Raw genomic sequence first — 25,487 nt, forward strand, 5'->3', positions numbered from 1 at the left:
TAGGGGCGCAATCAAATGCATTTTTTGAAAAAATCTCTGACAAGAACTTGATCCCTACTCGCAAATTCTGCGCGGAATTGACTGTCTCTGTGTGATAGAACGTCGAAGACCGTTCAGGAGGGTCGGACGTGACAGACAAAACAGTCAAAAACCGCAGGTGGGTATTGGTTGGCGGTGGTGCGCTCGTCGCCACCGGTTTCGCAATCCGGGAATACCGGTTGATCCCGCCCAGCTATGCTGGCGGACATCTCAGTGTCGAAGCCGCGCACCAGCAAGCCCTGTCTGGCGACATTTTGCTGCTGGACATCCGAACGCCTCGGGAATGGCAGGCGACGGGCGTGGGCGAAGGGGCCCATCCGCTGGACATGCGTCGTGACGATTTCGTTGCAGCGTTGGATCAATTGACCGACGGGAACAAGAACGCGCCGGTTGCGCTGATTTGCGCGCGCGGAGTGCGGTCTGCGCGGCTCAGCAACAAGCTCAGCGAGGCGGGGTTCACCAATATTATCGACGTGCCGGAAGGTATGCTGGGCTCCGCAGCCGGGCCGGGTTGGGTACGTACGGGGCTGCCCGTCGGCGCATATCACGAGGCAGGCCAATGATCCGCGCTGTCGCGATGGCGGTGGCCGCTGTATTTGCGGGGCAGGCCAGTTATGCCGCTTGCGCGGATCAGGATGGGGCGTGTCAGACCGACTCGGGTGCGTATCACATCGAACTGCCCAAAGCAGACAACCCACCTCTGGTCGTGTTTCTGCACGGGTACGGGGGCAGCGGTACTGGCACCATGAAGAACCGCAGCATGGTCAAGCCCCTGCTTGCACGGGGATATGCCGTGATGGCGCCCGAAGGGTTGGAACGACCAAGCCGCCCCGGAATCAAAAGCTGGAATTTCTATCCCGGTTTCGGTGACCGGGACGAGACCGCCTTTCTGACCGAAGTGGTAGATGACGCTGCCGAACGATTTGGTATCGACAGGGACCGCGTAATTTTGGGCGGATTCTCGGCTGGCGGGTTCATGGTCAATTATCTGGCTTGCGATGCACCTGAGACGTTTTCGGCCTACGTGCCCGTGTCAGGCGGGTTCTGGCGGCCGCATCCTGAAACTTGCGAAGGTCCGGTGCGCCTGTTCCATACCCATGGCTGGATTGACAATGTGGTGCCGCTGGAAGGGCGGCTGCTGGGTGGGGGCCGGTTCCATCAGGGCGATATCTTTGCTGGGCTGGAAATCTGGCGCTTGGCCAATGGCTGCGTTGATACCAAACCCAGCGGTTTTTCGACCACGGGCCCCTTTATGCGCCGCTATTGGAGCGGTTGTGTAGATGGCAGCGCGCTGGAATTTGCGTTGTTCCCAGGCGGACATACCGTACCTAAAGGCTGGGCCGATATGATGGTGGATTGGTACGAGGGCTTGCCCGGCGGGTGATCATTCTGCCGGGGTCATCACGCCTTTGCCCTCGATCACGCGCTTCAACTCGTCTCTGTGACGGCGGGCAGACCGGGTGATCGCGGGTTCCTTGACGTCTTCTCTCATCCCGACCATGCGGCGCGCAGAGGCCGAAGATACCCCGCTGAGCGCAGACAGCGGGATCGCAAAGGCCAGGCTGATCGCTATCGGGGCCAGCCAGATGGACACCAGGCCCGACAGAATGCCCACACTCAACGCAATGCCACTTACCGTTTCCAGTGCGTGACACAGGACCAATGTGCGCAAGCCATAGCTGCCGCCATCGCGCGTCTGCGGAGACCACCCCTTTTGAACACCGAAGGCGGTGCGGAAGACGGCAATCATCTGCTGTACCATCAGGATGGGTGCATAGAGGATTGACAGCACCACTTCGGCAAGAAACGAGGTGACGAATTTCAAGCCACCGCCGAACTCGGCATATCGCACACCGCTCAGCGGCAGGGCCAGAACGCCCAGCACCTTGGGCGCCAGCAGCATGGCGTACATGACTAGGATTATCAGCACATGGCGGGTTTCCGACATCTCGGGCCATTGCGGGAACAGAGGGTTGTCGGGGCTAAAGTAATACAGGACCGACGCGTCCTCACCCTGACCGATCAGCGCCCACATCACCAGCAGGGCAAACCACAGCGGCGACATCAGATAACCGACTGCGCCGTGGAACATGTGGAAGCGGGACACCGCGCGGAACCCGGTCGAGCCCAGCAATTTCAGGTGTTGCAGGTTGCCCTGACACCAGCGCCGATCCCTCAGTGCGTGGTCGATCAGCGTAGGGGGCGTCTCTTCATACGACCCACGAATACGGGGTAGAAAGCGCACGGCCCATCCGGCACGGCGCAGCAGGCCTGCTTCGACGAAATCGTGGCTCATGATCAGCTTTTCCTGACCATTAAAGGCGCGCAGTTTGGGCAGGCCCGCGCTTGAGGCAAAGGCGCGCGTGCGGATGATGGCGTTGTGGCCCCAATAATTGCCTTCTTGCCCGCACCAACGGGCCAGTCCTTCGGCAAAGGCGATGCCGTACACGCCGTTGGCAAATTGCTGCATCCGGGCAAAGACCGATTGCGCGCCGATCAGCTGCGGATAGCTCTGGATCAGACCGGCTCCGGGGTCGCGTGCCAAAGTGTCGGTCAGGCGGGTGATGGCGCGACCGGTCATCAGACTGTCAGCATCCAGCACCAGCATGGCGTCCCAATCAGCCCCCCAGCGGCTGACCCAATCGGCGATATTGCCCACCTTGCGGTCAGTGTTTTCAGGACGACGGCGGTAATACAGCTCAAGACCCGGCGCTAGGGTCGTGCGCAGCGCCTCGACACTGGCCTGTTCCTGCGCCGCGATCTCGGGGTCGCGCGTGTCGGACAGGATGAACATGGCATAGTGATGCTGACCACCGCGCTTACTCAGATCCTCCAGCATGGTGCGGGCATTGCCCAGCACGTTCCACGGCACCTCGTTGTAGACCGGGGTCAACAGGGCGACGCGCAGGGGCTGAGGGCGGCCTTCGCGTTTGGGCTGTTCCTGCCGCGATAGGGACACCATGCCCAGCAGCACGGTGCAGACCGTGAAAGAAATCCAGAAGAAGTTAAACGAGATCAACGTCAGCAGGATGCCTTCGATCAGGTTGATCCCTTCGGCCCCGAACCAGTCGGACATCACCCAAAGCAGCCCCAGAGTGGCCGCCATCGCAGGCGAAAAGGCCAGCGCACGCCAGAACCCGGCCGAGGCGCGCTTGCCATTCGGCACCTGCGCATCCCGAAACCCGGCGCTGAAATCCTGCGCGGGCATCGCCAGAGGGGCCTCGGGCGGCATGATATGCAGATCGCGGCTCATGTGGTCCAACGGTAGAGCCAAACCTCAGAGGCGGGCTGTTTGTCCTTCAGAAGCTGCGCGCGCAGCTCTACGTGGTTCCGCTCGCCCGGCTGAAACGAGAAGGCCAGCCGCAAGCCGCCGGTATCGGGGTTACGTTGCAGCACGCCGTCCGAGGTTTCGGCATGGGGCGAGTCAACAAAGATGGTCATCGCATCGGGGTCATCGAACAGGTCCGAGGCCTCAAAATCGATCACTGCCAGACGTCCTTCGCCGAAGGTATTGTCGCCCATCGCGGTGTTGATCACGCGTGGCATGGGCGTGCGCTGGGGTTCTTCGCCCCAGATCAAACGATAGGATATGTCGATCTGGCTGCCGGCGGCATAGGGCTCGGCCGGGCGCCAATAGGCGACGATGTTGTCATAGATCTCCTGATCCGCCGGAATCTCGACCAGCGTCACGGTGCCTTTACCCCAATCGCCCTTGGGTTCGACCCACAGGCCGGGGCGCTTGTGGTAATTCGCCTCAAGATCCGCATAGTCCGAGAACTTGCGTTTGCGCTGCATCAGGCCAAAGCCCCGTGGGTTCGTATCCACGAACGACGAAATCTGCAGGCGGGTGGGATTGGCCAAAGGCCGCCACAGCACCTCACCGGCGCCATTGCGAACCATCAAGCCATCGCTGTCATGAACGGCGGGGCGGAAGTCGTCAAACCGGCTGTGGTTGGTCTGGTCGAACAGGAACATCGAGGTGCCGGGCGCGATGCCCACATGGGGCAGCTCTTCGCGGGGGAAGAGCGTTGCTTCGACATCCATGATGCAGTCGGCCCCGGCGGTGACGTTGAACCGATAGGCCCCGGTCACGCTGGGGCTGTCCATCAGCGCATGCACGACCATGTTTCGCTGGCCGGGTTTGGGGCGTTCCAGCCAGAAGCGGATAAACTCCGGGAACTCCTCCCCATCCGGATCGCCGGTTTTCAGGGCCAGACCACGCGCGGACAGCCCGTAAACCTCGTGCAGACCAATGGCGCGGAAATAGCTGGCGCCTTGCCAGACGCAGAACTCATCGGTCTTACCGGGGCGGTGCATTTCGGTGCGCAGGCGCAGGCCCGAGAACCCCAGCGTGTCGTCGATGGGCAGGGTCGGCACATCTTCGGATTTGTCGAACATCGACAGATCGAACGTCACCGGGGTGGTCATACCGTCCTCGACCGTTGAAACCTTAACAGTGCGCGGGAAATACAGGCCTGGCGTAAAGAAATCTACGTTGAACGGCGTCTGGGTTTCATACCACAGCGCACGGTCCAGCCGGAACCGGATCGAGCGATACTGTTGATATGTCAAGTCCTGCCATTCCTGCGGAACCATTTCACGCTCGGCATAGGGTTGGCTGGCCAGTTCACGGGCCAGTGCGATCACGTCATTGCGGTCAAAGGGGACCTCGCCACCGGCAGCAAAGGTGGCCGGAGCGAAAGCAAGCGCCGAAGTTGAGGCCAAAAAAGCGCGACGTGTGAAATTCATTTTTTTGACTTCCAGGGCTGTGACTTGAACCAACCGGCCAGATAGGCCACGCCGATGATCATGGCAAAGCCAATCATGTTGGCGATGAAGACGCTGGCAACATCCCGCCCACTCAGGTCCAGCCCAACGCCGATCAGGCGCGCTGCTGCCATGGAAAAGACGAAGACCGCCAAGGATTGCTGCCCGACCTTGGTGATGACGGTCAGCAGGAACTCCCAAACTTTCGCGGCTGCACCCTGACCGGTTGCGATCAGGCGATGGCCATGCTCACCCGCGACGACCCAGCCCAGATAGGCCAGTGAGAGGAAGTGAACATAGCGCAGCAGGCCAAACTCGGTCTTGCCCCGCAGTTCCGAGGTCAAGGGCCAGCCCTTGCGCAGCACGGCACCCAATTCCGGCGCGGCATTGTTGATCCAGGTGAAGACCTTCCACGATCCAAACGGGGCCGACAGGATCAGGAACAGTACGGCAGCCCAGATCAGGGTTTTCGATACAGGGGGGGCAGGGATCCACCCGCGCATGAAGGCAAAGCCGGTAAAGAACAGCAACTGCCAGCCGAAGGGGTTGAAGAACCACTGACGGTCTGACCAAGGCTCGGCTGGCAGGGCCAGCGCACCGGTTTGTGCCACCAGCCAAATCGCAATCGACGTGGCGGCCACGGCCCAGAACCCAATGCGATACAGGCCCATGTAAACAGGCATCAGCGCCAGAACCACCAGATACATCGGTAGGATGTCAAAGTAGTTCGGCACATAGGTCAACGTGAACAGACCGACCATCTGTGGCGCAGGATCGTTGAAGAAGTGCTGGAGGTTCAGTGAGGAAATGTATGTTTTCTCGAAGAAACCTGTCTGGTCCAGCGCCGCCATCGACATGGCCACAAAGAAGAACAGGCAGATATGCGCCCAGTAGACCTGCCAGATGCGGAACGCCACGCGAGCCGTCCCCATCCACCAACCCTTGCGGGCAAAAGCCCCGCCGAACGCAATGGCCGAGGCCATGCCCGAGCAGAACACGAAAATCTCGGTTGCATCTGAATAACCGAACCGCGCCGGAATCCATCTGGCCCAAGGGTCGTTCGGGATGTGTGCGATCAGGATGATGAACATCGCGATGCCGCGATAGAAATCCAGCCGCGGGTCGCGCACGCGGGCAGGGGCGGCTGCTTGGGCCGCCACAGGCGCAAAATCAGAAGCGGGCGATGCTGTCGCCATACGTGTTCTGTCCTTCTTTGGTCTTTTTATTTTTGTTATTCAGCCGGAACGCTTTGTGCATCCCGGTCATCGCGTGCCGCGTCGATCAATGCGCGGCGCGCAAGGGCGTAATTGTCCTCGCCACCGGCCCGTTTTGCGCGGCGATCATCTAGGATGCGCTCGACCGCATCCAGACGCCCGGCGCGCAGGCCGGAATCAATTGTGATGCGCTCGAATACATCACGTTGCGCGTGACTGCCACCTACCATCTGCATTCCGTCACGTGCCGTCGAAAGGAAATCAAAGGCTTGGCCGTATAGGCCGTCGCCAAAGGCTTCCAACCCTTTAGCTGCCGCGATGCCCGGATCGGACATTCGGATCGGGGTGTCGCCCTGATTGCGTTGGGCGTCTTTCTGGATGCGTTTCAGCATCTTTCCGGTTGCTTCGTCCCGGTTATCGCCAGTCAGAGCCAGCAAATAGTGCAGGTCGGCAAAGATCAGGCAGCCGTCTTCGGTGCGATTGGCGCTCAGGTCAGCCAGTTCTTCCCAGCGATTGCCGACGTTTACGCCCTCAAGTTCCAGACGGGACAACAACGAGGTTGCGTTCGAGATATCGCGGTAATCGTCGGTTTTGTCCTGACGGATGTAGTTGTCATACAACTCCATCACCTGATCGACCTGGCCCAGATCCAGGTGCATCAGCGCCTTGTGCCACCAGACGTGATAGCGGAAGTTGTTACAATGCGCCCAAGCGTCCTCGCGCCCGGCCAGCCAATCCAGACCCAGCTGTGCGTTGCCGGTCATTTCATGCACGTGGGCCACCGCGTGCAGGCCCCATGCGTCATCTGACACCATCCACAGCGCCTGACGGCCTGCAATCTCGGCTTTTTCATAGGCACCGGTTTCTTCCAGCGCGAAAGAATGGCAGCCCAACAGATATCCACGGCCCGCATGATCGGGCTCATAAGCCGGCATCACACGTTCGATCGAGCGACGCATGCCTTCGGCGTCGCCCAGAACAAAGCGGGTGGCATGGCTAAGCTTCATCGCCAGCGAGTCTTGCGGATGGGCGCACAGGATTTCCTCGAACTTCTGAACGGCTTGCGAGGGCAGATCGGACAGATACAGCTCCAGCGCTTGTACATAAAGGCGTTCGCGTGCGGTTACCGGTTGACGCTCCATCGCGGCATTGGCGGCGGCCAGAGCATCGACGGCGACTGGCATCATCTCGCGGCGGCCCAGCAGAACCATGAACAGACCTTTGATCGCATGGCCCAGGGCAAAATCCGGCTCAAGCTCCAAGACTTTTCCCAGATGCTGAGGCGTCACCGCCGCATGCGCCATGAACCCAAGCAGCACGCCATCCCATGCCTCGGCGCTTGCCGAATGGCTCAGGGTGTTCATCTGTCCGAAAACGTCTTGTTTCATGCTCGTGGTCCGATCCGTTGAGAACTAGTACATTATTCGACTTATCAGAGACTCTAGCGGGGTCGTATCAGTATCGACCGACCTCTCGAATTGGTGAAATGCTGTGTGTGCAAAACGTGAAAAAAACCGCCGATTCAACGGCATGTTTCAGCAACATGCCGCCGAATTAGGCATTGTGTTTCAGTCTTCAAACGGGTTTTCGGCGTTCAGAACGGCCTGAGTGTCCGCGCCAAAGGTCGGTGGAGCACTGCGATATGTTACAGGCGTTTTGGACAGTTTCAGTGGATTTCCGATCAGATTCACCTGTGCCGGGTCGGCTTGCATGGCGATCTGCATCTGCCTTGCGGCGACCTGATCGGTGGCAAAAACCTGATCCAACGTCTGCACCGGGCCCACAGGCACTTTGCGCGCCTCAAGCTCGGCAATGACGGTTTCAGTGTCATAGTTTTGCACGGCTGGGCGCAGAATTGCGTTCAGCGCATCACGATGTTCCAGACGTGATGGGTTGGTTGCAAAACGGGGGTCGTCCGCCAGGTCAGGCTGTCCGATGAAGTCACAAAACCGTCTGAACTGGCTGTCGTTGCCAACGGCCAGGATCACGTGCCCGTCTGCCGTCTGGTAGACGTCATAGGGTACGATATTCGGGTGCCCGTTTCCGCGCCGTTGAGGGACATTGCCCGAAGTCAGATAATTTACGCCCTCATTGATCAGCCATGCAATTTGCGCGTCAACCAGCGCAAGGTCGATCTGCTGGCCCTCGCCTGTTTGATCCCGGTGGCGTAGCGCCGCCAGAATGCCGACGGTCGCGTACATGCCGCACATCACGTCAGCGATGCCAACGCCCACTTTCATGGGCGCGCCCTCGGGATCACCGGTCAGAGACATGATCCCGCCGTAACCCTGTGCCATCAGGTCATATCCGGGCTTCGAACCGTTTGGTCCGTCCTGTCCGTAGCCTGAGATCGAGCAATAAACGAGGCTGGGAAATTCCTGCGACAGGGTTGCATAGTCCAGCCCGTACTTCGCCAACCCGCCGGGTTTGAAATTCTCGATCAGGATATCGGCATGCGAGGCGAGACGTCGGATGTCCGCCTGACCCTCGGCTGTTGTGATGTCGATTGCCACTGATTTCTTGTTACGGTTGGCCGACATGAAGTAGGCGCTCAGATCAGATGCATTGCCATCAGCGTCAGTCACATACGGAGGACCCCACTGGCGCGTGTCATCGCCGCCGGTTGCGGGGTTTTCGATCTTGATCACATTGGCGCCCAGATCGCCCAGCAATTGCGTGCAGGTCGGTCCTGCCAGAATACGGGACAGGTCCAAAACTTTGACGCCTTTCAGCGGCCCTTCAGATCCGGCCATCATAACCTCCACGGTCGATCTCGGCTGCGATGACGGTAAAGCAATCGGCCTTGACCGCCGCATCCAGCGCCTCGCGCAGTTCCTCGCGGTTGCGCACCGTGTGGCCGTTACCGCCGAACGCGCGACCCATGGCGGCAAAGTCGTGGCGGTCGAAATCTACGCCTGTGTTGCCCATCTGGCGCTGGCGCTGTTTCAGCTCAATCAGCGCAAGGCTGGCATCAACAAAGACCAGAAAGATTGGGTTTCCCCCCATCTCGGCAGCGGTCGACAGCTCTCCGGCGACCATCAGGAACCCTGCATCGCCCGAGAAACTGATTACCGGGCGGTCGGGTTCGGCCAGTTTCAGACCAATCGCCATCGGGACCGCGCAGCCCATGGTGCACAGGGCCGAGGACTGGATCAGCCCGCGTTCCTCAGAGCAATCCCACATTTGGCTCAGCAGGATGCGATGCGCGCCGCTGTCGGCGGTCGCCAGAGTGTTGGCGGGCAGGGCAGCGCGGGTTTCAGCGATAACCGCCGCGGGCCCCCAGTCGTCATCCGTGGGAAACGCCTGCGCCAAAGCGGCTTTGACTTGCGAGGGTTCGCCACCCAGCCATGTCTTGCGCGACGGGGTGCCTTTGGCGATGGCCTCCAGCGTCTCGCCGGTATGGGCCACCAAATTCAGCCCCGCCTGATGCATGTAGTGGTCATTGGGCACAGCCGAGACGTCGATCACGCGCTTTTTCGCTGGGTCCCAGATCTCACGCCAGCCGGGGCGCATTTCGATCGGGTCATAGCCCAGACACAGCACCAAATCGGCCTGTTCGACCAGCGGAACCAGATGTTTGTCAGCCAGCGGCGAAAGGCCCGCGCCACCTAGGCACAGAGGATGATCCTCAGGCACGACGCCCTTGGCCTTGTATGTCGTCACGAAGGGGATGTCGAAATGCTCCAGAAATGCCTGCACCACGTTGCGCGAGTCGTCATAGAGAACATCCAGCCCGACAATTGCGATGGGCCGTTCGGCCTGCGACACCCATCGGCGGGCTTTCTCGACGCAGTCGCCCGCAGGGGATACAGAGGCAATCTTGGCGCGGCGGCGCGGTTTCACGCCCGACACGCGGGTATCCGCGACCGAGATCGGCACGTCGATATGCACGGGACCGGGGCGCGGCTGATTGGCCAACGTAACCGCCTTATCGGCAATAATGTCTGCGCCTTTGGCGGTCAGTGTAAACGTCCCTTTGGTGATCGAGCGATAGACCTGCGCGTGATCCATCACCTGATGGGTGTAGGTCAGCGCTTCATCGGCATCGACGCATCCGGTCAGAACGATCATGGGCACACGGTCTTGCAAAGCATTGGCGACCACGTTGATCCCGTTCATCGCACCGGGGCCAAGGGTGGCGACCAGAATGGCGGGCGCGCCATCGCGGTGATGCACGGCCTCGGCCATGAAACCGGCGGCGTTTTCATGCTTGGTCAGATGAAAGGTGATCCCGGCCTGTTCCAGCGCATCGACAAGGGTCAGAACCTCACCACCGGGCATTCCAAAGGCGTGGCGACATCCGGCCTCGTACAAACGTTGGGCCAGAAGGTCCGCTGCGCGGGGCGAGAGGTCTTGCATAAGTCATGCTCCGAAAAACTGTTTCACAGCAGATTGCGGAGGACGGCCCCAGACGCAAGGCGGATCACGCCAGTGTGACTATTTGACTGCTGTTTCAGCGACAGCTTGAAACTTGCCATCTAGTTCCTCGGAGATCTCACGTAAGGGGGCTCCGCCCTCAGAAACGTAGGGCGCGAAGACAAAACTGGGAGTCTTGTAGGACAGGGTGGCGGTGCCGTCCTCATTCTCGGTGACATAAAAGCGGATCGGTGCCTCGATCATCGCGTTCACCGAGGTTTCCAGCACGCGCACGGCGTAGTCGTTGTTGAAGGCCCCGATAACCCGATTGCCGGGGATGGTGATCCCGCGCGATGCGGCGGCCTTGGTCGGGCCTGCCTGCGTGACCACGATCAGACCATTGGCCTTGATGGCATCCTTGGTGTCGGCAACCAACGCGTCATAACTTTTGTCGGTTGCATAGCTGGCCCAGCCCGAAAGGGGCTCTTCTGCCAAAGCAGGGGTCGCTATCAGGGCTATCGCAGTCCAAAGGGCTTTCATCGGGGCCTCCTGTTACGGGGTTGAGACTGTGATGCCAGAAAGCGGGACAGGGCGCACTCACAATCTTGTGCGTTTTCCCGATTGCGCCTGTGGCCGGAAACCCCCAGAAACAGGCAAATGCCACCCGATGAGGTCCGAATTGGATCAGATGCGCCTGTTGATATGTTCGTCCTGTGCCGGTGCCCGCGATTGCGGGGCTGAGGTCAAAGCTGTCGAATTCGCCCTGACCCGCGCGGGGATTGAGGGAAGGGTTTCGGTCGATCAGCACGCCTGTTTCAGCGGATGCTCTGAACCCGTGGCCATCGCGCTGCAGGCCGATGGCGGGGCGTCATATGTGTTTTCAGGGGTCGATGTCGCTTCGGACGCCGATGATATCGTGGCGACCTGCCGGACCTATCTGGAAAGCCCCAAAGGCTGGATCGAAGACGCCCGGCCTTGCGGGCGGCTCCGGATGTGTTTGCGGGCGCGTATCCCGGCGCTTTAGTCGACCTGTAGTGTGACCGCCGCGCTGACGGGGATGTTGTCGACCATCAGCGGGCTGTGGCTGTTTGCGTTCAGAGAGACCGAGACTTCGACCTCGCCCTGCGGCAGATGGTCGATATGCATCCAGTTACCGTACAGCCGGGCCAGTTTCTCTCCATTTACGTAGACATGTGCATGCCCCTCGCCGTCGACATCGGTCTTTGAGGCATTTTGTGGTGAGAACCGAAAGTTCTGCGGCATGACATGCAGGTTCCAGCCCGCCATAGGATCGGGCGTAAGAGCGATCTCAAGCCCCGGAGCATCAGCGCCAGCAGGCAGGTTGATGGCAGTCGAATGATCGTGTGCGGCTGCCTCGGCGTGAGACGAACTGTGATGTGCGGGATCGCCATGGTCATGGCCGTCGAAAGTGACGCCATTTGCAGCCGCAACCACAAATCCTGCACCACTGCCAAAAACTATGCCGATTGCAAACAGGGCAAGTGAGCGTGCCATTTTATGTTCCTTGATGGTAGTAGAAACACGCCGAGCTGGTCTCGGCGTGTTCATAAGCGTGCTGGTCAGGCCGCAGCTTCGGCACGCTGGCTTTCATGTCGCCAGAAGTATCCGGCGAATGCCCCGACCAAAACCCAGGCTACCAGTCCGATGCCAAAGGCGCGTGCGGCAAACAGCGCGCCGATCTCGGTCGGAACGGGGCCGGTAAACACGTCCGGCTCGGGCGCGCCGATCAGATGTGGGGCCAACAGCAGGGCGGCTGCGATCACATAGCTGATCAGGGTGCCGCCAAAGGCAATCAGCCACATGGCAACACCTGCTGCGGCGACGGTCGCAAACCACCAGATCTGACGCGCAGCGACATCGGCTGCTGCCACGCCGGGCACTTCTGGCGCGAGCGAGAATCCGGGTGCGAGGTGCACGGCAATGAACCCCGCAAGCCCCCACAAAACGCCGGTGCGCCCGTCAATCTTGTGGCCGTTGCCCTCAGCCACGGACATCAGCGCAATCATCATCAGCGCATAACCGGTATAGGTAAGCATCGTGAAAATGACGCTTAGCGCATCGCGGAACAGGTCCGAGAACATTCCCGGCAGCTCGGGGTGAGCACTTACGACGTCACCGCCGAAATGGACCAATTCGCCTGATTCATACAGTTCCGCGTGCAGCAACACAGGTTGCACAAAGACCAACTGCAGCAAGGCGGCAATCAGCCCCGCTGCAGCACCAGCGAACAAGGCGCTGGTCAGGATACGGCTTAACATGGGTTTAGTGGCAGGGGAAGCCGGTCGCGTGGCGCACATCGTGGGCTGCGTCATGCAGGGCCGCGGCCTGAACGTGGCCGGTCAGCGTGATGACACCAAGGCCCAGAACCACAGCGAACATAACCGGCAGGATACCAACGCGTGAGGTCGAAGCGGTTGTTGCTTGAGTTGCCATTTTTAGTTCTCCTTTACCGTCGCACCCGACGGTTGGTGTTTTCATTCGTGCCTGGCAGGTCTCCTGGCTCGCGGGTCGATGCCTCTGTTCGCCTTCCCCCTGAAACTCAGGAGTGGCTGGTTGAACAGGGCTCACCGCTTACAGTCGCGGGGGCGGCTGTGGATTCGATCGCGCGCGGTCTCACCACATTCCCTCTTAGCTTGCCGGTATTGCCGACAGGACCAGACAGGTTCATTTAGCCGTTACATCTGCTGTCGCGCAATCGCCATTTGCGACGTTTTAGGTCAGATCACGCGCTTTTTGAGAAGATAAATATCCATGATCCACCCATGATCAGCGCGCGCAGTCGCTCGGGTGTCCAGAATCGACTGTGCAACATCGATCAGAGGGCCGTTGATCAGGATTTCTTCAGTCATGCCCACATAAGCCCCCCACCAGATGTCATAATCTGCCATCTGAAGATGTTGGAACGAGCACTCACCATCCAACATGACCGCCACGTTTGATGCACCGTCCGGCCACCCTTCGTCGCGAATCCGCCGCCCCGTGGTCACGATGTAGGGGGCACCCAGATCGTTGATCGGAATCGCGTGGGCCGCCGTCAACGCCTGTAGCGCTGTAATGCCAGGGATCACCCGCGTCGTCGGTTGAGGGTCCAACCGCGCCGCGATTCGCAGTGAGCTGTCGTATAGCGACGGATCGCCCCAGATCAGCAGCGCCACGTGCAGTGCGCCGGGATGGGCGGCAATCGCCTCGCGCCAGCGCAGCGCAATCGCGTCGTGCCATTCGTCCACCCCGCGCAGATACCCGTCTTCCGAGCGGCGCTTGGGGATGTCGAAATAGGCGATCTGCGGCGGCGTGTCGGTCACCTGCGCAATGACCTTTTCGCGCAGCCCGGCCAGATCGGCCTTATTCTCGCCCTTGCGGGGGATCAGGATCAGGTCCGCCGAGCGGATCGCCTGCGCGCCCTGAAAGGTCACGTGGTCAGGGTTCCCGGTGCCGATGCCGATCAAGGTCAGGTCAAACATCGTCAAACTCTGCCAGCGGGCCATAAAGGATCAGCGCCGGGGCGGTGCCTATCTCGTCCGCCAGTTTTTCGGACAGCGCGCCTACAGTACTGCGATGCAGCTTTTGTTCGGGGGTCGAGACGGATTCGGCCATTAGTGCTGGCGTCTCCAGCGGCAGACCGTGGGCGTTCAGCGTTTCGACCAGCAGAGGAAAAGTCCGCTTGCCCATGAAGACGACGGTGGTCGCATCCGGGTCGGCCAAAGCGGGCAGGTTCAGGTCCTCGGGCAATTTGCCGCTGACATCATGACCAGTGACAAACTGTACTCGCCGCGCGGTCAGCCTGCGGGTCAGCGGGATGCCCGCCGCCGCCGCTGCCGCCACGGCCGAGGGGATGCCGGGTATGATCTCGTAATCGATCCCAGCCGCGCGCAGGGCCACCAGTTCTTCTTCCAGACGCCCGAACATGCCGCCATCGCCGGATTTCAACCGCACGACCCGCTGCCCGGTCAGGGCGTAATCCACCAGCAACCGGCTGACATGGTCCTGCTTGGGCGAGGGGCGGCCCGCCCGTTTGCCCACGCCTACCAGATCGGCATCGTCGCGCGCATGGGTCAGGATCGGCCCGCTGCTGAGGTCATCAAACAGCACCGCATCCGCCTTCTGCATCCGGTCCACAGCCTTCAGCGTCAACAGCTCCGGGTCGCCGGGGCCTGAGCCAATGAACGAAACAAACCCACTCATGCTGAGGCCTCCGCGATCAGGTGAAAGAACGTGCCGGTCACGTTGCCACGCACCGATCCGGTCTGCGGCCCTTCGGCCCCTTCTGCGTCAAACACACGGGCCAAAGGCGCGTCAGGTTGCTCGATGATCGAGGAATAGTGGAACTCATGCCCCCGCAGGCCCGTGCCTACGGCAAAGCCGGGCATCGGGGCCAGCAGTTCGGCGCGGCGATAGCCCAGATTGAACTTGCGCTTTTCATAGGACGTCACCAGCCCCAACAACCCCGCCATCTGATGCGAAATACCCTCTTTATCGATCAGAGCCTGTCCCAGCGCCATGTACCCCCCGCACTCTCCATGAACGGGCTTGGTCCGCGCATGTTTCCGTAGCCCCTCCTGAAAGACTGATGCAGCGGCCAGAGTGCCTGCATGCAACTCGGGATATCCACCCGGCAACCAAACCAGATCGGCATCCGCCGCTGGGGCTTCATTGGCCAAGGGCGAGAACGGCAACACCTCGGCCCCAGCCGCGCGCCAGCCTTCCAACAAATGCGGATAGGTAAACGAAAACGCAGAATCACGGGCCAGCGCGATCCGTTGCGCCGGGGGCCGCGGCAGCGCGGCGGACGATGGCCCACTCGGGCCTGAGGACGCCGCCCGCTTGATCGCCTCAAGATCGACATGTTCGCGCAGAAACGCGGCATAGCCCACAATTGCGCTTTCCAGATCGGGATGTTCAACCGCCTGGATCAGGCCCAGATGCCGCTCGGGCAGGGCCAGGTCTCCACGACGGGGCAGCACGCCCAGAACCGGCAGGCCCGCGCGTTCCATTCCCAACCGCGTCAACCGCTCGTGCCGGGGGCTGGCGCAGCGGTTCAGAATCACGCCCGCAAAGGGCAGATCGGGGTTATACATCTTGAACCCCAAAGCCGTCGCCGCCGCCGATTGCGCCTGACCGCCCACATCCAGCACCAGCACCACCGGCCAGCCCATCCGTAACGCGGTTTCCGCACTGGACCCATGACCCAGTTCACCGGGCTTGGCGACGCCGTCGAACAACCCCATCGAACCCTCGGCGACCACAATATCCGCGCCCTCAGCCTGCGCTGAAATCGCGTCCAATAGAGGCTCACCCATGGCCCAGCTGTCCAGATTGAACGAGGCCCGCCCCGCCGCCGCCCGGTGAAAGGCTGGGTCGATATAATCCGGTCCGCTTTTGAAGGGTTGAACGGTCAGACCATCCTCGGCCAGCGCACGTAACAAGCCCAGCATGACCGTGGTCTTGCCCGTTCCCGAGGACGGCGCGGAAATCAAAAGGCCCGGAGGGTTAGTCATCGCGTCATTCATCCTCGGGGCTCCAACTGGACCACGGGCTGTCGGCGCTTTGCGGGCGATAGCGGCGGTCATAATCCTTGGCATACAGGCAGCTTTCGTCGAACCCTTCGCCTGCCAGCGCGGGGCCGACCATGATCAGGGCGGTGCGTGCGATGCTTTCATCCAACGCGTCTTTCAGGGTGTCCAAAGTGGCACGGATGATGCGCTCATCGGGCCAACTGGCGCGATAGACCACGGCCACCGGGCAATCAGCCCCATAGGCCGGGGTCAGGTCGGCAATGACCTTGTCCAAATTGCCGATGGACAGGTGAATGGCCAGCGTAGCGCCGGTGCGGGCGAAGTTCTCAAGCGTCTCACCCTCGGGCATCGAAGACGCGCGGCCCGGCGTGCGGGTCAGCACCACCGATTGCGCAAGGCCGGGCAGGGTCAGTTCGGTCCCCAGAGCGGCGGCCGCCGCAGCGAAAGAGGGAACGCCGGGCGTGACGCTGACCGGGATACCCATTTCTTTCAACCGGCGGATTTGCTCACCCATGGCGGACCAGACCGACAAATCGCCTGAATGCAGTCGGGCCACATCCTGTCCAGCCTTATGCGCGGCTTCGATCTCGGCCATGATCTGATCCAGATCCATCGGCGCGGTGTTGATGATCTTGGCCCCCTCGGGGCAGTGGTTCAGGATCTCTTCGGGAACCAGCGAACCCGCGTACAAACACACGGGGCAGGACGCGATGATATCGCGCCCGCGCAGGGTCAACAGGTCGGCAGCGCCCGGTCCGGCGCCGATGAAATGAACGGTCATGTCTGTCCTCCGATGGCGATGGCGCAGGTGGCCAGCCGGTCGTCTGATATCTGTCGGGGTGAAAGCAGCCGCGCGCCCAGTCCGGCGGCGGCAAGGGCGGACGCTTCGGCCACGCTGCCGGTGCCGTAACTGGCGCGGCTGCGGGGCGAGCAAGAGAGCGTGCGCTGCCCGGCCAAATCGGCGGGTGCGATGAAATGCAGGGGCAGGGCGGTTTCGGCGGCGAATTCTGCAAGCGCGGCGTGACCTTCCTTGTCCGCGACGGTCGCCAAGGCGCTGACGGGGTGGAGTGCGGCGGCAGCCGTAAAGGCCGCGCGCAGGCTGTCCGCGGTCGCGGCTGAGGAAAAGCCAAGGCCGGCGACGATCATAGCGTGACGCTCCACTGAACCACTGGATAGGCAGATTTCCAACCGCGTCGGGGGCCCAAAGGCGCAGCCTGAGCCAGTTCGATCCGCAGAAGGTCGCCGCCTAATGCGTCGTGCCATTGCGCCAGTAACGTTTCGCTTTCCAGCGTCACCGCATTAGCGACCAACCGCGTGCCTTCAGGCAGCGCATCGCGCAACCATGCCAGAAGGTTTGCGTTCAATCCGCCGCCGATAAACACCACATCGGGCAACGCAAGCCCGGTCAAGTCATCTGGGGCAGTGCCGTGGACTACACTCAGCCGATCCTGTCCCAGCGCATCCGCATTGCGGCGAATACGCTCGGCACGATCTGCGCGCGGCTCGATCGTGGTGGCCGTCAGTGTCGGATCACACATAAGCCATTCTATGCTGATCGAGCCGGTGCCACCGCCGATATCCCACAAATGCTCGCCGCGCTGTGGGGCCAGCGCAGACAGGGTCAGGGCGCGGATGGGGCGTTTGGTGATCTGTCCATCAGTCTCGAATATCTCATCCGGCTTGCCCGAAGATTTCGGCAGTGCGCGCCCATCACCCGCGACCTCTAGCGCGACGCAGACCGGGTGATCGAACCCGCCCAGCAGCGCCTCGGTCAGGGACACACTGCGGGAACGCTCACGAGGGCCGCCGAGCGCCTCCATCACATGCAGGCGGGTGTCAGCAAAACCGGTCTCGGTCAGGTAAGTCGCCAGTTCCGTCACCGCAGCCCCGTTGCGCAGCAGCAGGATGGCGCGCAGGCCCGGCGACAGGTGTGGGCGCAGCCGGGTCAGGGGGGCGGCGTGCAGGCCAAAAGTCAGTGTTGCCTCCAGCGGCCAGCCCAGCCGGGCGGCGGCCAGCGAAAACGTCGATTGGCCGGGCAGGGCAGTCCATTCCCCGGCTTCGAAATTGCGCGCGATGACAGACCCCGCGCCAAACCAGAACGGATCGCCCGAGGCCAGCACCACGGTGGGCCGCCCCCGGAACCCCGTCAGCACGGGCAGCCCGTCGGCAAAAGGCACCGGCCATTCGACCCGCTGGGCCTGGCTGTCGGGGATCAGCGACAGGTGGCGCGGCGGGCCCATGATGATTTCGGCGCGGTCCAGCACTTGACGGCTTGCGGGCGACAGGCCATCAAGCCCATCCTCACCCAGGCCCAGAACGGTCAGCCACGGAGCTTCATGCATGACACATCTCCTGATCCTTGGCGGCACCACCGAGGCCAACGCCTTGGCCAAAACCGTGGCCGAGCTGGGCATCCCAGCGACCTACTCCTATGCTGGTCGCGTCGACAATCCGCGCCCGCAACCGGTGCCGGTCCGCGTGGGCGGGTTCGGAGGCGTTGCCGGTCTGGCCGCCTATCTGCGCGACCATACTGTAACCCATGTGATCGACGCCACGCACCCTTTTGCCGCGCTGATGAGCGCCAACGCGGTGGCCGCCTGCCATCAGGCCGAGGTGCCTCTGGCTGCGCTGACCCGCCCGGCGTGGGTGGAACAGGATGGAGACCGCTGGCAACATGTTCCGGATATCGACGGCGCAGTGGCCGCCCTGTCCGGCGCACCGCAGCGGGTGTTTCTGGCCGTGGGCCGAATGCATCTTGAGGAGTTCGCCACACAGCCTCAGCATCGCTACTTGCTGAGGCTGGTCGATGAACCGGGTACTCTGCCGTTGCCTAATTGCGATGTGGTTGTTTCGCGCGGGCCGTTCACTCTGGCCGATGATCAGGCGTTGATGCAGCGTCATGAGATCCAGTTGGTCGTGTCCAAGAACGCAGGCGGCCTTGGCGCGCGCGCCAAGCTGGACGCGGCGCGGGCGCTGGGCCTGCCAGTGCTGATGATCGACCGTCCGGCCCTGCCGCAGCGGGTCGAACTGTCGAGCGTCGCTCAGGTTCTGGACTGGCTGGCTCATTCTGGCGTGAACCTCGGGGTGTAGACGATCGGCGCGCCGTCACGCTCGATCACGCGAGTGCGGGACGAGCCGACGATGACCACCGTCTGCATATCTGCCATCTCGGGTGTGGCGTCGGCCAGTGTCGAAATCCGAATGGCCTCATCCGCGCGCGATACGGCGCGGGCGAACAGGATCAGCCGTTCGGGCTCGCATTCTTCACGCAGGATTTCCAGCGTCTTTACAAAGCCTTCAGGGCGGGACTTCGAGCGCGGATTGTAAAACGCCATCGAGAAATCTGCCTGCGCGGCCAGCCGCAGGCGCTTTTCGATCAAGGACCACGGCTTGAGGTTGTCACTCAGGTTGATGGCGCAGAAATCATGCCCCATTGGCGCGCCCGCACGGGCCGAGGCCGCCAACATCGCCGTAATCCCCGGCAGCACGTCAATCTGGATATTACGCCACTCGGACGGGCCATTCTCCAGCGCCTCAAACACTGCCGACGCCATTGCAAACACACCGGGATCGCCCGAGGACACAACGACCACGCGTTTGCCCTCCGCAGCCATCTGCAACGCGTGCTGCGAGCGGTCGATCTCAACCCGGTTGTCACTGGCGTGCAGCGTCAGTCCTTCGCGTTCGGCCACGCGTGCCACGTACGGAATATAGCCGACCACGTCCGTGGCCTCGGCCAAAGCAGCGGTCACCTCGGGCGTCACTAGCGCCTCATCCCCCGGTCCAAGACCGGCGATCTTGACCCAGCCGCTCATGGTCTGCGCCCCTGTCCATGCACGATGATGATCGAGAAATAGGGAGTGATGCCGTCGCAGTTTTCAGACAGCTTGCAGACGCGTTGATTGGGCATCTGGGCATATTCGACGATCCACGCCCGGTCATACAGCCCTGCCGTTTTCAGCGCGCGTTTCACTTTGTCAATATTGCGGCCGATCTTCATCACGACCAGCGCGTCGGTCTGCGCCATCTGTTGGGCCAGAACGTCTTCGGACAACGTGCCTGCCAGAACAGTCAGGATGTCATCGCCCCATGTGATCGGGTCACCTGTCGCTGTCCACGCGCCGGACATGCCAGTGATGGCAGGTACGACTTCAACATCAGTTTTATCGCGCAAGCGATTGTAAAGGTGCATGAAAGAGCCGTAGAAGAACGGATCGCCCTCGCACAGAACCACCACATCCTCGCCATTATCAGACAGCGCCTTCAGATGCGCGGCGCAGTCTTCGTAGAACGCTGCAAGCAGTTCGTTATAGCGCGGATCGGTCAATGGGATTTCGGTCGTGACCGGGTATTCCATCGGGAATTCAACGGCGTTTTCGGGGATCATCCCATTGACGATTTTGCGCGCCTGCCCACTGCGACCTGGCTTGCGGAAAAACGCCACATGGCGCGCATTGCGCAGCAGGCGATCAGCCCGCACGCTCATCAGGTCGGGATCGCCGGGGCCGAGACCCACGCCATAGATGGTGCCGCTCATTCCGCGCGGCTCGCGATGGCGTTGATGGCGGCGACGGTGATGGCGCTGCCGCCCAGACGACCCTTCACGATGCAGGACGGTACCGGCTGTGCCTCCCACAAGGCGTCTTTGGATTCGACCGCGCCGACAAAGCCCACGGGACAGCCGATGATCGCGGCGGGGCGTGGGCAGTCGGTGTCTTCCAGCATGTTCAGCAGATGGAACAGGGCAGTAGGGGCATTGCCGATGGCGACAACGGCACCGTCCAGATGTGGGCGCCACAGTTCCAGCGCGGCCGCCGAACGCGTGTTGCTCATCTCGGCGGCCAAGGGGCGCACGCGTTCGTCATGCAGTGTGCAGATAACCTCATTGTCGGCGGGCAGACGGAACCGGGTCACGCCCTCGCTGACCATGCGCGCGTCACATAGGATCGGTGCGCCGTTTTCCATTGCCGCGCGGGCGGCGGCCACAAACCCGGGCGAGAAATGCACGAACTCCTCCAGCCCCACCATGCCAGCGGCGTGGATCATGCGGACAGCGACCTGTTCTTCGTCGGCGTCGAACCGAGCCAGATCAGCCTCGGACCGGATGGTGGCAAAGCTCTCCTTATAGATCGCCGCGCCATCGGTTTCATAAGTATAGGGCATCAGGTGAAGTCCATATTCATAAGTGTTTCTTCGGTCAGGCCGGTCTGGCAGGGCTCATCCCCCGCGCAGCCTTGTTTGACAAGATCAAATCTTCCGGCATTGCCGATCAGGGTCACATCGGCCGGGCCTATGCGCGCGCATCCCTTGGCGCAGCCCGAGACATGCAGGCTGCCCGGTACGCGTGCCGCCAAAGCGCGCGCGATGTCGCGGGTTTCCACCTGTGCCTGCGGGCAATATGGCGCGCCGGGGCAGGCGTCGGTGATCATCAGCGGGTCGGTGCCATCTGTGACAAAGGCTGGGGCGGGTATCGCCGCCCCGCCCTCCAACAGGATCAACCGCCACGGGGTGACGCGTAAGGCAACGGCCCCGCTTTGCGCGATCAGGTCCTTCAGTGCGTGCGCAGGCAATTGCCCGAAGGCCGCACCATAGAGCTTTCCCGGATCGCAGGGGCCGGGTCGCAACGGAGGCCCAATAGATCCCGGAGCTGCGCCCTGCCACTCCGGTGGCAGAACCGAGACCACGCGTGACATGCGTCGCGTCTCGGGCGTGTAGGTTTGGGCGAACCATGCGGCCAGGGCGATCAGTTGGTCGATGGCCTCGGGTTCTCGGACCAGACGTCCGGTCTCGGCCCCATCGGCGCGCAGGATCAGGCCATCCGGAGCTGTTTCCAGCCGGATATCGGCTGAATTCCCAGCCAGCAGGCGCTCAGGTCCGGTGTCGATGGCAAAGCCGAACTTGGCGGGCAGGGCGGGCAGTTCCGCCAGCCGGTCAATAAGCTCTTGCGCCAGCCGGGCGGTCAGGTCTCCGGCTTTGTACAGAGGTGAGACCAGAATGTTGCGGCGCACCTCGATCCCCGGCTCGGCGTCCAGCAGGTTCAGCGCGGCCAGTTCGGCCAGCAGGGATTGATGATTCGTCTCGGACACACCCCGCAGCTGCAGGTTAGCGCGGTTGGTCAGGTCGATGGTGCCATTGCCGAAGCGTTCCGCCAGATCGCACAGACCCATGGCCTGCGTTGCATCCAGACGGGCCAGTCGCGGCCGCACCCGGACCACCAGCCCATCGCCCGACATCATCGGACGGTGCGCACCGGGACACCAGCCCTGGACGATGGGAGCGCTCATCCCAGCTCCTCCAGATCGGCGCGAATCGAGTTGCGGCGTGTGTTCCAAAGCCCCGCCTCAAGCAAGGCGCGGAACCGGTCCTGCATGGCCTGATGGGCCTTCGGGTTGACCTCGGCCAGAAAAGCGTCGACGTCTTCGTTGCCCAACGTGGCATCGTGGTAAAGGTCGAACAGATGCGGCGCGACTGTGCCAGATAGATGCGCGAATGAGGCCATATGATCCAGCGTCGCGGCGATCTCGGCTGCGCCCCGGAACCCGTGGCGTTGCATCCCGGCGATCCAACCCGGATTGGCGGCGCGGGCGTGGACCACGCGGCTGATCTCTTCGGGCAGGGTCCGCGCGCGCGGGGTGTCGGGGTTGGTGTTGTCCAGATGATAGAGCTGCGCTGTGCCGCCGGTGATCTTTTTGGCGGCGGCAAATCCGGCCTCATGCGTGGCGTAATCATTGGCCAGTAGCAGGTCGGTCTCGGTCAGATCCTGCAGGTGGACGAAACTGTCGGCATTGGCGACGCGCTGGGTGATGCCGTCCTTGTCCTGCGCGATGTGCTCGCCCTCCAACGCGTAAGAGCTGGCATCCAGCCATGCTTCACCCGCCTGCGCGCGCGCCTCGTCGGTGTAGACTTCCGACAATTGCGTCATGTTCACGCCATAGCTGCCGGGGGCAGGACCATAGACGCGAGCAACGGGTTCCTGACCGGCATAGGGGTTCCAGTCGGCCGCCTCATCGCGCGCCGACAAGGCCCGGATCGCCTGACCGTACAGCGCCGAGAGCGTCGGGAACACGTCGCGGAACAGGCCCGAAACACGCAGCGTTACATCCAAACGTGGGCGGCTGAGATCGGTGATCGGCAGAACCTCAATGCCCGAGACCCGCTCGGACCCTTTGTCCCAGACCGGTTTGACGCCCAGCAGGTGCAGCGCCATGGCGAATTCCTCACCCGCCGTGCGCATGGTGGCCGAGCCCCAGAGGTCGACAATCAGGCCCTTGGGATAATCGCCTTCCTCTTGCAGATGCCGCCGCACCAGTTCTTCGGCCAGTTTCACCCCTTGCGTATAGGCAGCGCGCGTGGGCACGGATCGCGGGTCGGTGGTATAAAGGTTCCGTCCCGTCGGCAGCACGTCCGAGCGGCCACGATAGGGCGAGCCGGACGGCCCGGCCTCAATCCGCTTTCCGGCCAGCGCATCAATCAATGCGCGGTGTTCAGACTGGGCCGAGGGCGCGGGGTCGAAATTGCCCGTGACCTCGGGCACCCGGCCAAAGATGTGCAGCCCGTCGCCGAACTGGCTTTCCTTGATGTCGCAGACAAAGCGGTCGATGCGGGTGATCGCCTCGGCGGTGCAGGTGGCCTGATCCAGACCCAGATCGCTCTCCAGCCCGATGGCCTGTGCCTCGTCGCGGATATCCTCTTGCAGTCGGTCGCGGCGCTTGGGGTCCAGACCATCGGCGTTCGAGAACTCGTCCAGCAGGGACTCCAGCCGTACCATCCGATCCGGTGTACCGCTTTCTTTCAAAGCGGGCGGGATGTGGCCCAGTGTGACGGCTCCGATCCGACGCTTGGCTTGCGCGGCCTCGCCGGGGTCATTGACGATGAAAGGGTAGATCACCGGCAGATCGCGGATAAGCGCTTCGGGCCAGCAATCGGCTGAGAGCGCGACGGATTTGCCGGGCAGCCATTCCAACGTGCCATGGGCACCGATATGGATCAGCGCGTCGGTGCGCAGGCTTTTGCGCAGCCAGAGGTAGAAGGCGACATAGCTGTGGCGCGGGGTGCGTGACAGGTCGTGATAGTCGTCATCGCGCAGCTCGGGCGCGCCGCGCTCGGGTTGCAGTGCGACCAGAACTTTGCTCCGGCGCAGCGCGGTGAAGTGGAAGGCACCATCCGCGAAAGCGGGATCACTCTCGGGCGCACCCCAGACGGTTTGCAGGTCGGTGCGTAGCTGTTCGGGTAGGTCGGCCAGCGCGGCCTGATAGTCGGCAAGGGGCCATGCAATCCGCGCGTCAAACAGTGCGTCAGAAATTGGCTCGGCGGGGGCGGTGTCATAGCCTTCGGCCTGTAGGTCGGACAGCATTGCCTCGGCCGAGGCCAGCGCGTCCAGACCGACCGCATGGGCCATCTGCCAGTCTTTGCCGGGATAGGTGGACAGAACCAGCGCGGGCACCTGATCGGATTTGGGTTTGTCTTGCAAGTTCAGCCAGCCGGTAACACGGTCAAGGATGGCCTCGATCCGTTCCTCCTCGGCCCGGTGGGCAAAGCGGGAATATTCCAGATGCTGGTCGCGCTTGCCCGGCTCCTTGAACGAGGCGATGCCTGCTGAAATCCGCCCGTCCACCTCGGGCAGCACCACATGCATGGCGAGGTCGGCGGGCGAGAGACCGCGTTCCGCTTCGGCCCAGGCTTTGCGGCGCGAGGTGGCCAGTGCGACTTGGAAGACGGGTACATTGGCGGCGTCCAAGGGCGAGGTGCCAGATGCGCTTTTACCCGAGAAGGAGGTGGCGTTGATGATCGCGGATGGGGTCAACGCGGTGACGGTGTTGCGCAGCCAGTCCGCAGCTGCCGGGGTCTTTAGCGAAGGGGCGAAGAGCCCCACGGCTTCAAATCCACGTGCGCGCAGACTGCGGATTAGGGCGGCCACGGGGGCGGTGTCGGCGGATGTCAGATAAGCGCGGTAGAAGGTGACGAGGATGCGTTTCGCATCCCCGGAAAACGCCTGTTCCGCCGGGATCACGCCGCGGTCCGGGCACCATGCGCCGCAGTCGGGCAAGGACTTGGCGCCCATCACCGGGCCCGCATACAGACCGGCTGCCAATGCCATCTGCGCCAAAGCGGCTTGTGCTGCAACCTCGCCACCGGTGTCGCAAAGATGCGCCAAGCGGCGCAGGGTGGAGACGGGCAGGGTCGAATAGTCATCCAGCCGCGTATCCTCGCGCCCGTCGGCGGGCAGCACGGCCACAGCAATCCCTTTGGTCTGCGCAAGCGATAGAACCTGCTGCAGTCCGTAGGACCAATAGGGCACCCCGCCGATTAGTCGGATCAGGATGCCCTTGGAGCCCTCCAACGTCTGCTCGACATAGGTATCCACCGAGAGGGGATGTTTCAGTGCCGTCAGATTGGCCAGCCGTAGGGTCGGCATCCGGCCCTCGGGCCCTCCGCCGCGATGCCAGCCTGCCGCGAAAGCACCAAGGTCGCTGTCTGAGAACGACAGCACCACCAAATCCGCCGGGCTCTGGCCCAGATCGGTTGGGGTTTCGGATTCCTCTAACCCGTGGCTTTCGCGGAAGACGACGTGCATGGT

General features: G+C 62.2%; 25 protein-coding genes and 1 riboswitch. Of the genes, 4 read left to right on the forward strand and 21 right to left on the reverse strand.

Translation table 11 applies throughout. The features are described 5' to 3' along the window. Positions 1-128: 128 nt before the first annotated feature. Both AC2FNR_RS09160 and AC2FNR_RS09165 read left to right on the forward strand, forming a co-directional pair. Positions 129-602, forward strand: a complete 474-nt coding sequence (locus tag AC2FNR_RS09160; protein WP_496848840.1) for a rhodanese-like domain-containing protein — start codon at positions 129-131, stop codon at positions 600-602. Then, the gene (locus tag AC2FNR_RS09165; protein ID WP_496848841.1) at positions 599-1,423 is read left to right on the forward strand and encodes a CE1 family esterase; all 825 of its coding nucleotides are present in this window, start codon (positions 599-601) and stop codon (positions 1,421-1,423) included. The genes AC2FNR_RS09160 and AC2FNR_RS09165 overlap by 4 nt, the downstream gene beginning before the upstream one ends. Here the strand turns inward: AC2FNR_RS09165 and mdoH are convergent, their stop codons facing one another. The 7 genes from mdoH to AC2FNR_RS09200 form a co-directional block, all read right to left on the reverse strand. After that, positions 1,424-3,292 carry a glucans biosynthesis glucosyltransferase MdoH gene (mdoH, locus tag AC2FNR_RS09170; protein WP_496848842.1) on the reverse strand — a complete coding sequence of 623 codons (1,869 nt, stop codon included), beginning with the start codon at positions 3,290-3,292 and terminating at the stop codon, positions 1,424-1,426. It lies immediately after the preceding gene. After that, a complete protein-coding gene (locus AC2FNR_RS09175; RefSeq protein WP_496848843.1) occupies positions 3,289-4,788 on the reverse strand; it encodes an OpgD/OpgG family glucan biosynthesis protein in 1,500 nt (499 codons plus the stop codon). Before AC2FNR_RS09175 ends, mdoH begins: the two co-directional genes overlap by 4 nt. Continuing rightward, on the reverse strand, positions 4,785-6,002 hold the full coding sequence (locus AC2FNR_RS09180) for an OpgC family protein (protein ID WP_170354682.1): 1,218 nt from the start codon (positions 6,000-6,002) through the stop codon (positions 4,785-4,787). The genes AC2FNR_RS09175 and AC2FNR_RS09180 overlap by 4 nt, the downstream gene beginning before the upstream one ends. A gap of 35 nt (positions 6,003-6,037) precedes the next feature. Continuing rightward, the gene (locus AC2FNR_RS09185) at positions 6,038-7,408 is read right to left on the reverse strand and encodes a tetratricopeptide repeat protein (protein WP_496848844.1); all 1,371 of its coding nucleotides are present in this window, start codon (positions 7,406-7,408) and stop codon (positions 6,038-6,040) included. Positions 7,409-7,588: 180 nt separating this feature from the next. Continuing rightward, positions 7,589-8,773, reverse strand: a complete 1,185-nt coding sequence (locus AC2FNR_RS09190; RefSeq protein ID WP_496848845.1) for a CaiB/BaiF CoA transferase family protein — start codon at positions 8,771-8,773, stop codon at positions 7,589-7,591. Further along, a complete protein-coding gene (locus AC2FNR_RS09195; protein ID WP_496848846.1) occupies positions 8,760-10,379 on the reverse strand; it encodes a thiamine pyrophosphate-binding protein in 1,620 nt (539 codons plus the stop codon). The genes AC2FNR_RS09190 and AC2FNR_RS09195 overlap by 14 nt, the downstream gene beginning before the upstream one ends. 78 nt (positions 10,380-10,457) lie before the next feature. Next, positions 10,458-10,916, reverse strand: coding sequence for a DUF302 domain-containing protein (locus AC2FNR_RS09200; protein ID WP_496848847.1), 459 nt, complete (start codon positions 10,914-10,916; stop codon positions 10,458-10,460). A 127-nt stretch (positions 10,917-11,043) separates the two neighbouring features. Between AC2FNR_RS09200 and AC2FNR_RS09205 the strand changes: the two genes are divergently transcribed. Further along, positions 11,044-11,400: a DUF1636 family protein gene (locus AC2FNR_RS09205; protein ID WP_496848848.1), complete on the forward strand. Its 357-nt coding sequence runs from the start codon at positions 11,044-11,046 to the stop codon at positions 11,398-11,400. Here AC2FNR_RS09205 and AC2FNR_RS09210 read toward each other — a convergent pair. The 9 genes from AC2FNR_RS09210 to cbiE all read right to left on the reverse strand — a co-directional run bounded on the left by AC2FNR_RS09210 (position 11,397) and on the right by cbiE (position 18,252). Beyond that, positions 11,397-11,891, reverse strand: coding sequence for a hypothetical protein (locus tag AC2FNR_RS09210; RefSeq protein ID WP_170752354.1), 495 nt, complete (start codon positions 11,889-11,891; stop codon positions 11,397-11,399). The genes AC2FNR_RS09205 and AC2FNR_RS09210 overlap by 4 nt on opposite strands. Before the next feature lie 65 nt (positions 11,892-11,956). Next, on the reverse strand, positions 11,957-12,655 hold the full coding sequence (locus AC2FNR_RS09215; RefSeq protein ID WP_496848849.1) for a CbtA family protein: 699 nt from the start codon (positions 12,653-12,655) through the stop codon (positions 11,957-11,959). Positions 12,656-12,659: 4 nt separating this feature from the next. Then, positions 12,660-12,830: a CbtB domain-containing protein gene (locus AC2FNR_RS09220; protein WP_170354675.1), complete on the reverse strand. Its 171-nt coding sequence runs from the start codon at positions 12,828-12,830 to the stop codon at positions 12,660-12,662. 36 nt (positions 12,831-12,866) lie between these two features. Beyond that, positions 12,867-13,071, reverse strand: a riboswitch (cobalamin riboswitch). Between the two features lie 43 nt (positions 13,072-13,114). After that, positions 13,115-13,858, reverse strand: coding sequence for a precorrin-6A synthase (deacetylating) (gene cobF / locus AC2FNR_RS09225; RefSeq protein WP_496848850.1), 744 nt, complete (start codon positions 13,856-13,858; stop codon positions 13,115-13,117). Next, complete coding sequence (gene cobA / locus AC2FNR_RS09230; RefSeq protein ID WP_496848851.1) at positions 13,851-14,579, reverse strand: uroporphyrinogen-III C-methyltransferase; 729 nt, start codon at positions 14,577-14,579, stop codon at positions 13,851-13,853. Before cobA ends, cobF begins: the two co-directional genes overlap by 8 nt. Next, on the reverse strand, positions 14,576-15,904 hold the full coding sequence (locus AC2FNR_RS09235) for a cobyrinic acid a,c-diamide synthase CobB (protein WP_170752362.1): 1,329 nt from the start codon (positions 15,902-15,904) through the stop codon (positions 14,576-14,578). The genes cobA and AC2FNR_RS09235 overlap by 4 nt, the downstream gene beginning before the upstream one ends. After that, entirely contained in the window at positions 15,897-16,691 is a 795-nt protein-coding gene (gene cobM / locus AC2FNR_RS09240; protein ID WP_170752364.1) for a precorrin-4 C(11)-methyltransferase, read from the reverse strand. The genes AC2FNR_RS09235 and cobM overlap by 8 nt, the downstream gene beginning before the upstream one ends. After that, positions 16,688-17,056 (reverse strand): cobalamin biosynthesis protein, encoded by a 369-nt coding sequence (locus AC2FNR_RS09245; protein ID WP_170752984.1) that lies wholly within the window; start codon positions 17,054-17,056, stop codon positions 16,688-16,690. The genes cobM and AC2FNR_RS09245 overlap by 4 nt, the downstream gene beginning before the upstream one ends. Next, a complete protein-coding gene (cbiE, locus tag AC2FNR_RS09250) occupies positions 17,053-18,252 on the reverse strand; it encodes a precorrin-6y C5,15-methyltransferase (decarboxylating) subunit CbiE (protein ID WP_170752366.1) in 1,200 nt (399 codons plus the stop codon). The genes AC2FNR_RS09245 and cbiE overlap by 4 nt, the downstream gene beginning before the upstream one ends. On the opposite strand from cbiE, the gene AC2FNR_RS09255 reads away from it, so the two are divergent. After that, the gene (locus tag AC2FNR_RS09255; protein ID WP_496848852.1) at positions 18,251-19,000 is read left to right on the forward strand and encodes a cobalt-precorrin-6A reductase; all 750 of its coding nucleotides are present in this window, start codon (positions 18,251-18,253) and stop codon (positions 18,998-19,000) included. The two genes, cbiE and AC2FNR_RS09255, sit on opposite strands and share 2 nt — an antisense overlap. Here AC2FNR_RS09255 and cobJ read toward each other — a convergent pair. Genes cobJ through cobN form a run of 5 tightly spaced genes read right to left on the reverse strand, consistent with a single transcriptional unit; the run spans position 18,973 to position 25,484 of the window. Next, positions 18,973-19,725 carry a precorrin-3B C(17)-methyltransferase gene (gene cobJ, locus AC2FNR_RS09260; protein WP_480865963.1) on the reverse strand — a complete coding sequence of 251 codons (753 nt, stop codon included), beginning with the start codon at positions 19,723-19,725 and terminating at the stop codon, positions 18,973-18,975. The genes AC2FNR_RS09255 and cobJ overlap by 28 nt on opposite strands. Beyond that, on the reverse strand, positions 19,722-20,447 hold the full coding sequence (locus AC2FNR_RS09265; RefSeq protein ID WP_170354667.1) for a precorrin-2 C(20)-methyltransferase: 726 nt from the start codon (positions 20,445-20,447) through the stop codon (positions 19,722-19,724). Before AC2FNR_RS09265 ends, cobJ begins: the two co-directional genes overlap by 4 nt. After that, the gene (locus tag AC2FNR_RS09270; protein ID WP_496848853.1) at positions 20,444-21,073 is read right to left on the reverse strand and encodes a precorrin-8X methylmutase; all 630 of its coding nucleotides are present in this window, start codon (positions 21,071-21,073) and stop codon (positions 20,444-20,446) included. Before AC2FNR_RS09270 ends, AC2FNR_RS09265 begins: the two co-directional genes overlap by 4 nt. Continuing rightward, positions 21,073-22,194, reverse strand: coding sequence for a ferredoxin-like domain-containing protein (locus tag AC2FNR_RS09275; protein ID WP_496848854.1), 1,122 nt, complete (start codon positions 22,192-22,194; stop codon positions 21,073-21,075). The genes AC2FNR_RS09270 and AC2FNR_RS09275 overlap by 1 nt, the downstream gene beginning before the upstream one ends. Further along, complete coding sequence (cobN, locus tag AC2FNR_RS09280) at positions 22,191-25,484, reverse strand: cobaltochelatase subunit CobN (protein ID WP_496848855.1); 3,294 nt, start codon at positions 25,482-25,484, stop codon at positions 22,191-22,193. The genes AC2FNR_RS09275 and cobN overlap by 4 nt, the downstream gene beginning before the upstream one ends. Positions 25,485-25,487 lie beyond the last annotated feature (3 nt).

The sequence above is a fragment of the Ruegeria sp. SATB045 genome, from assembly GCF_059613525.1.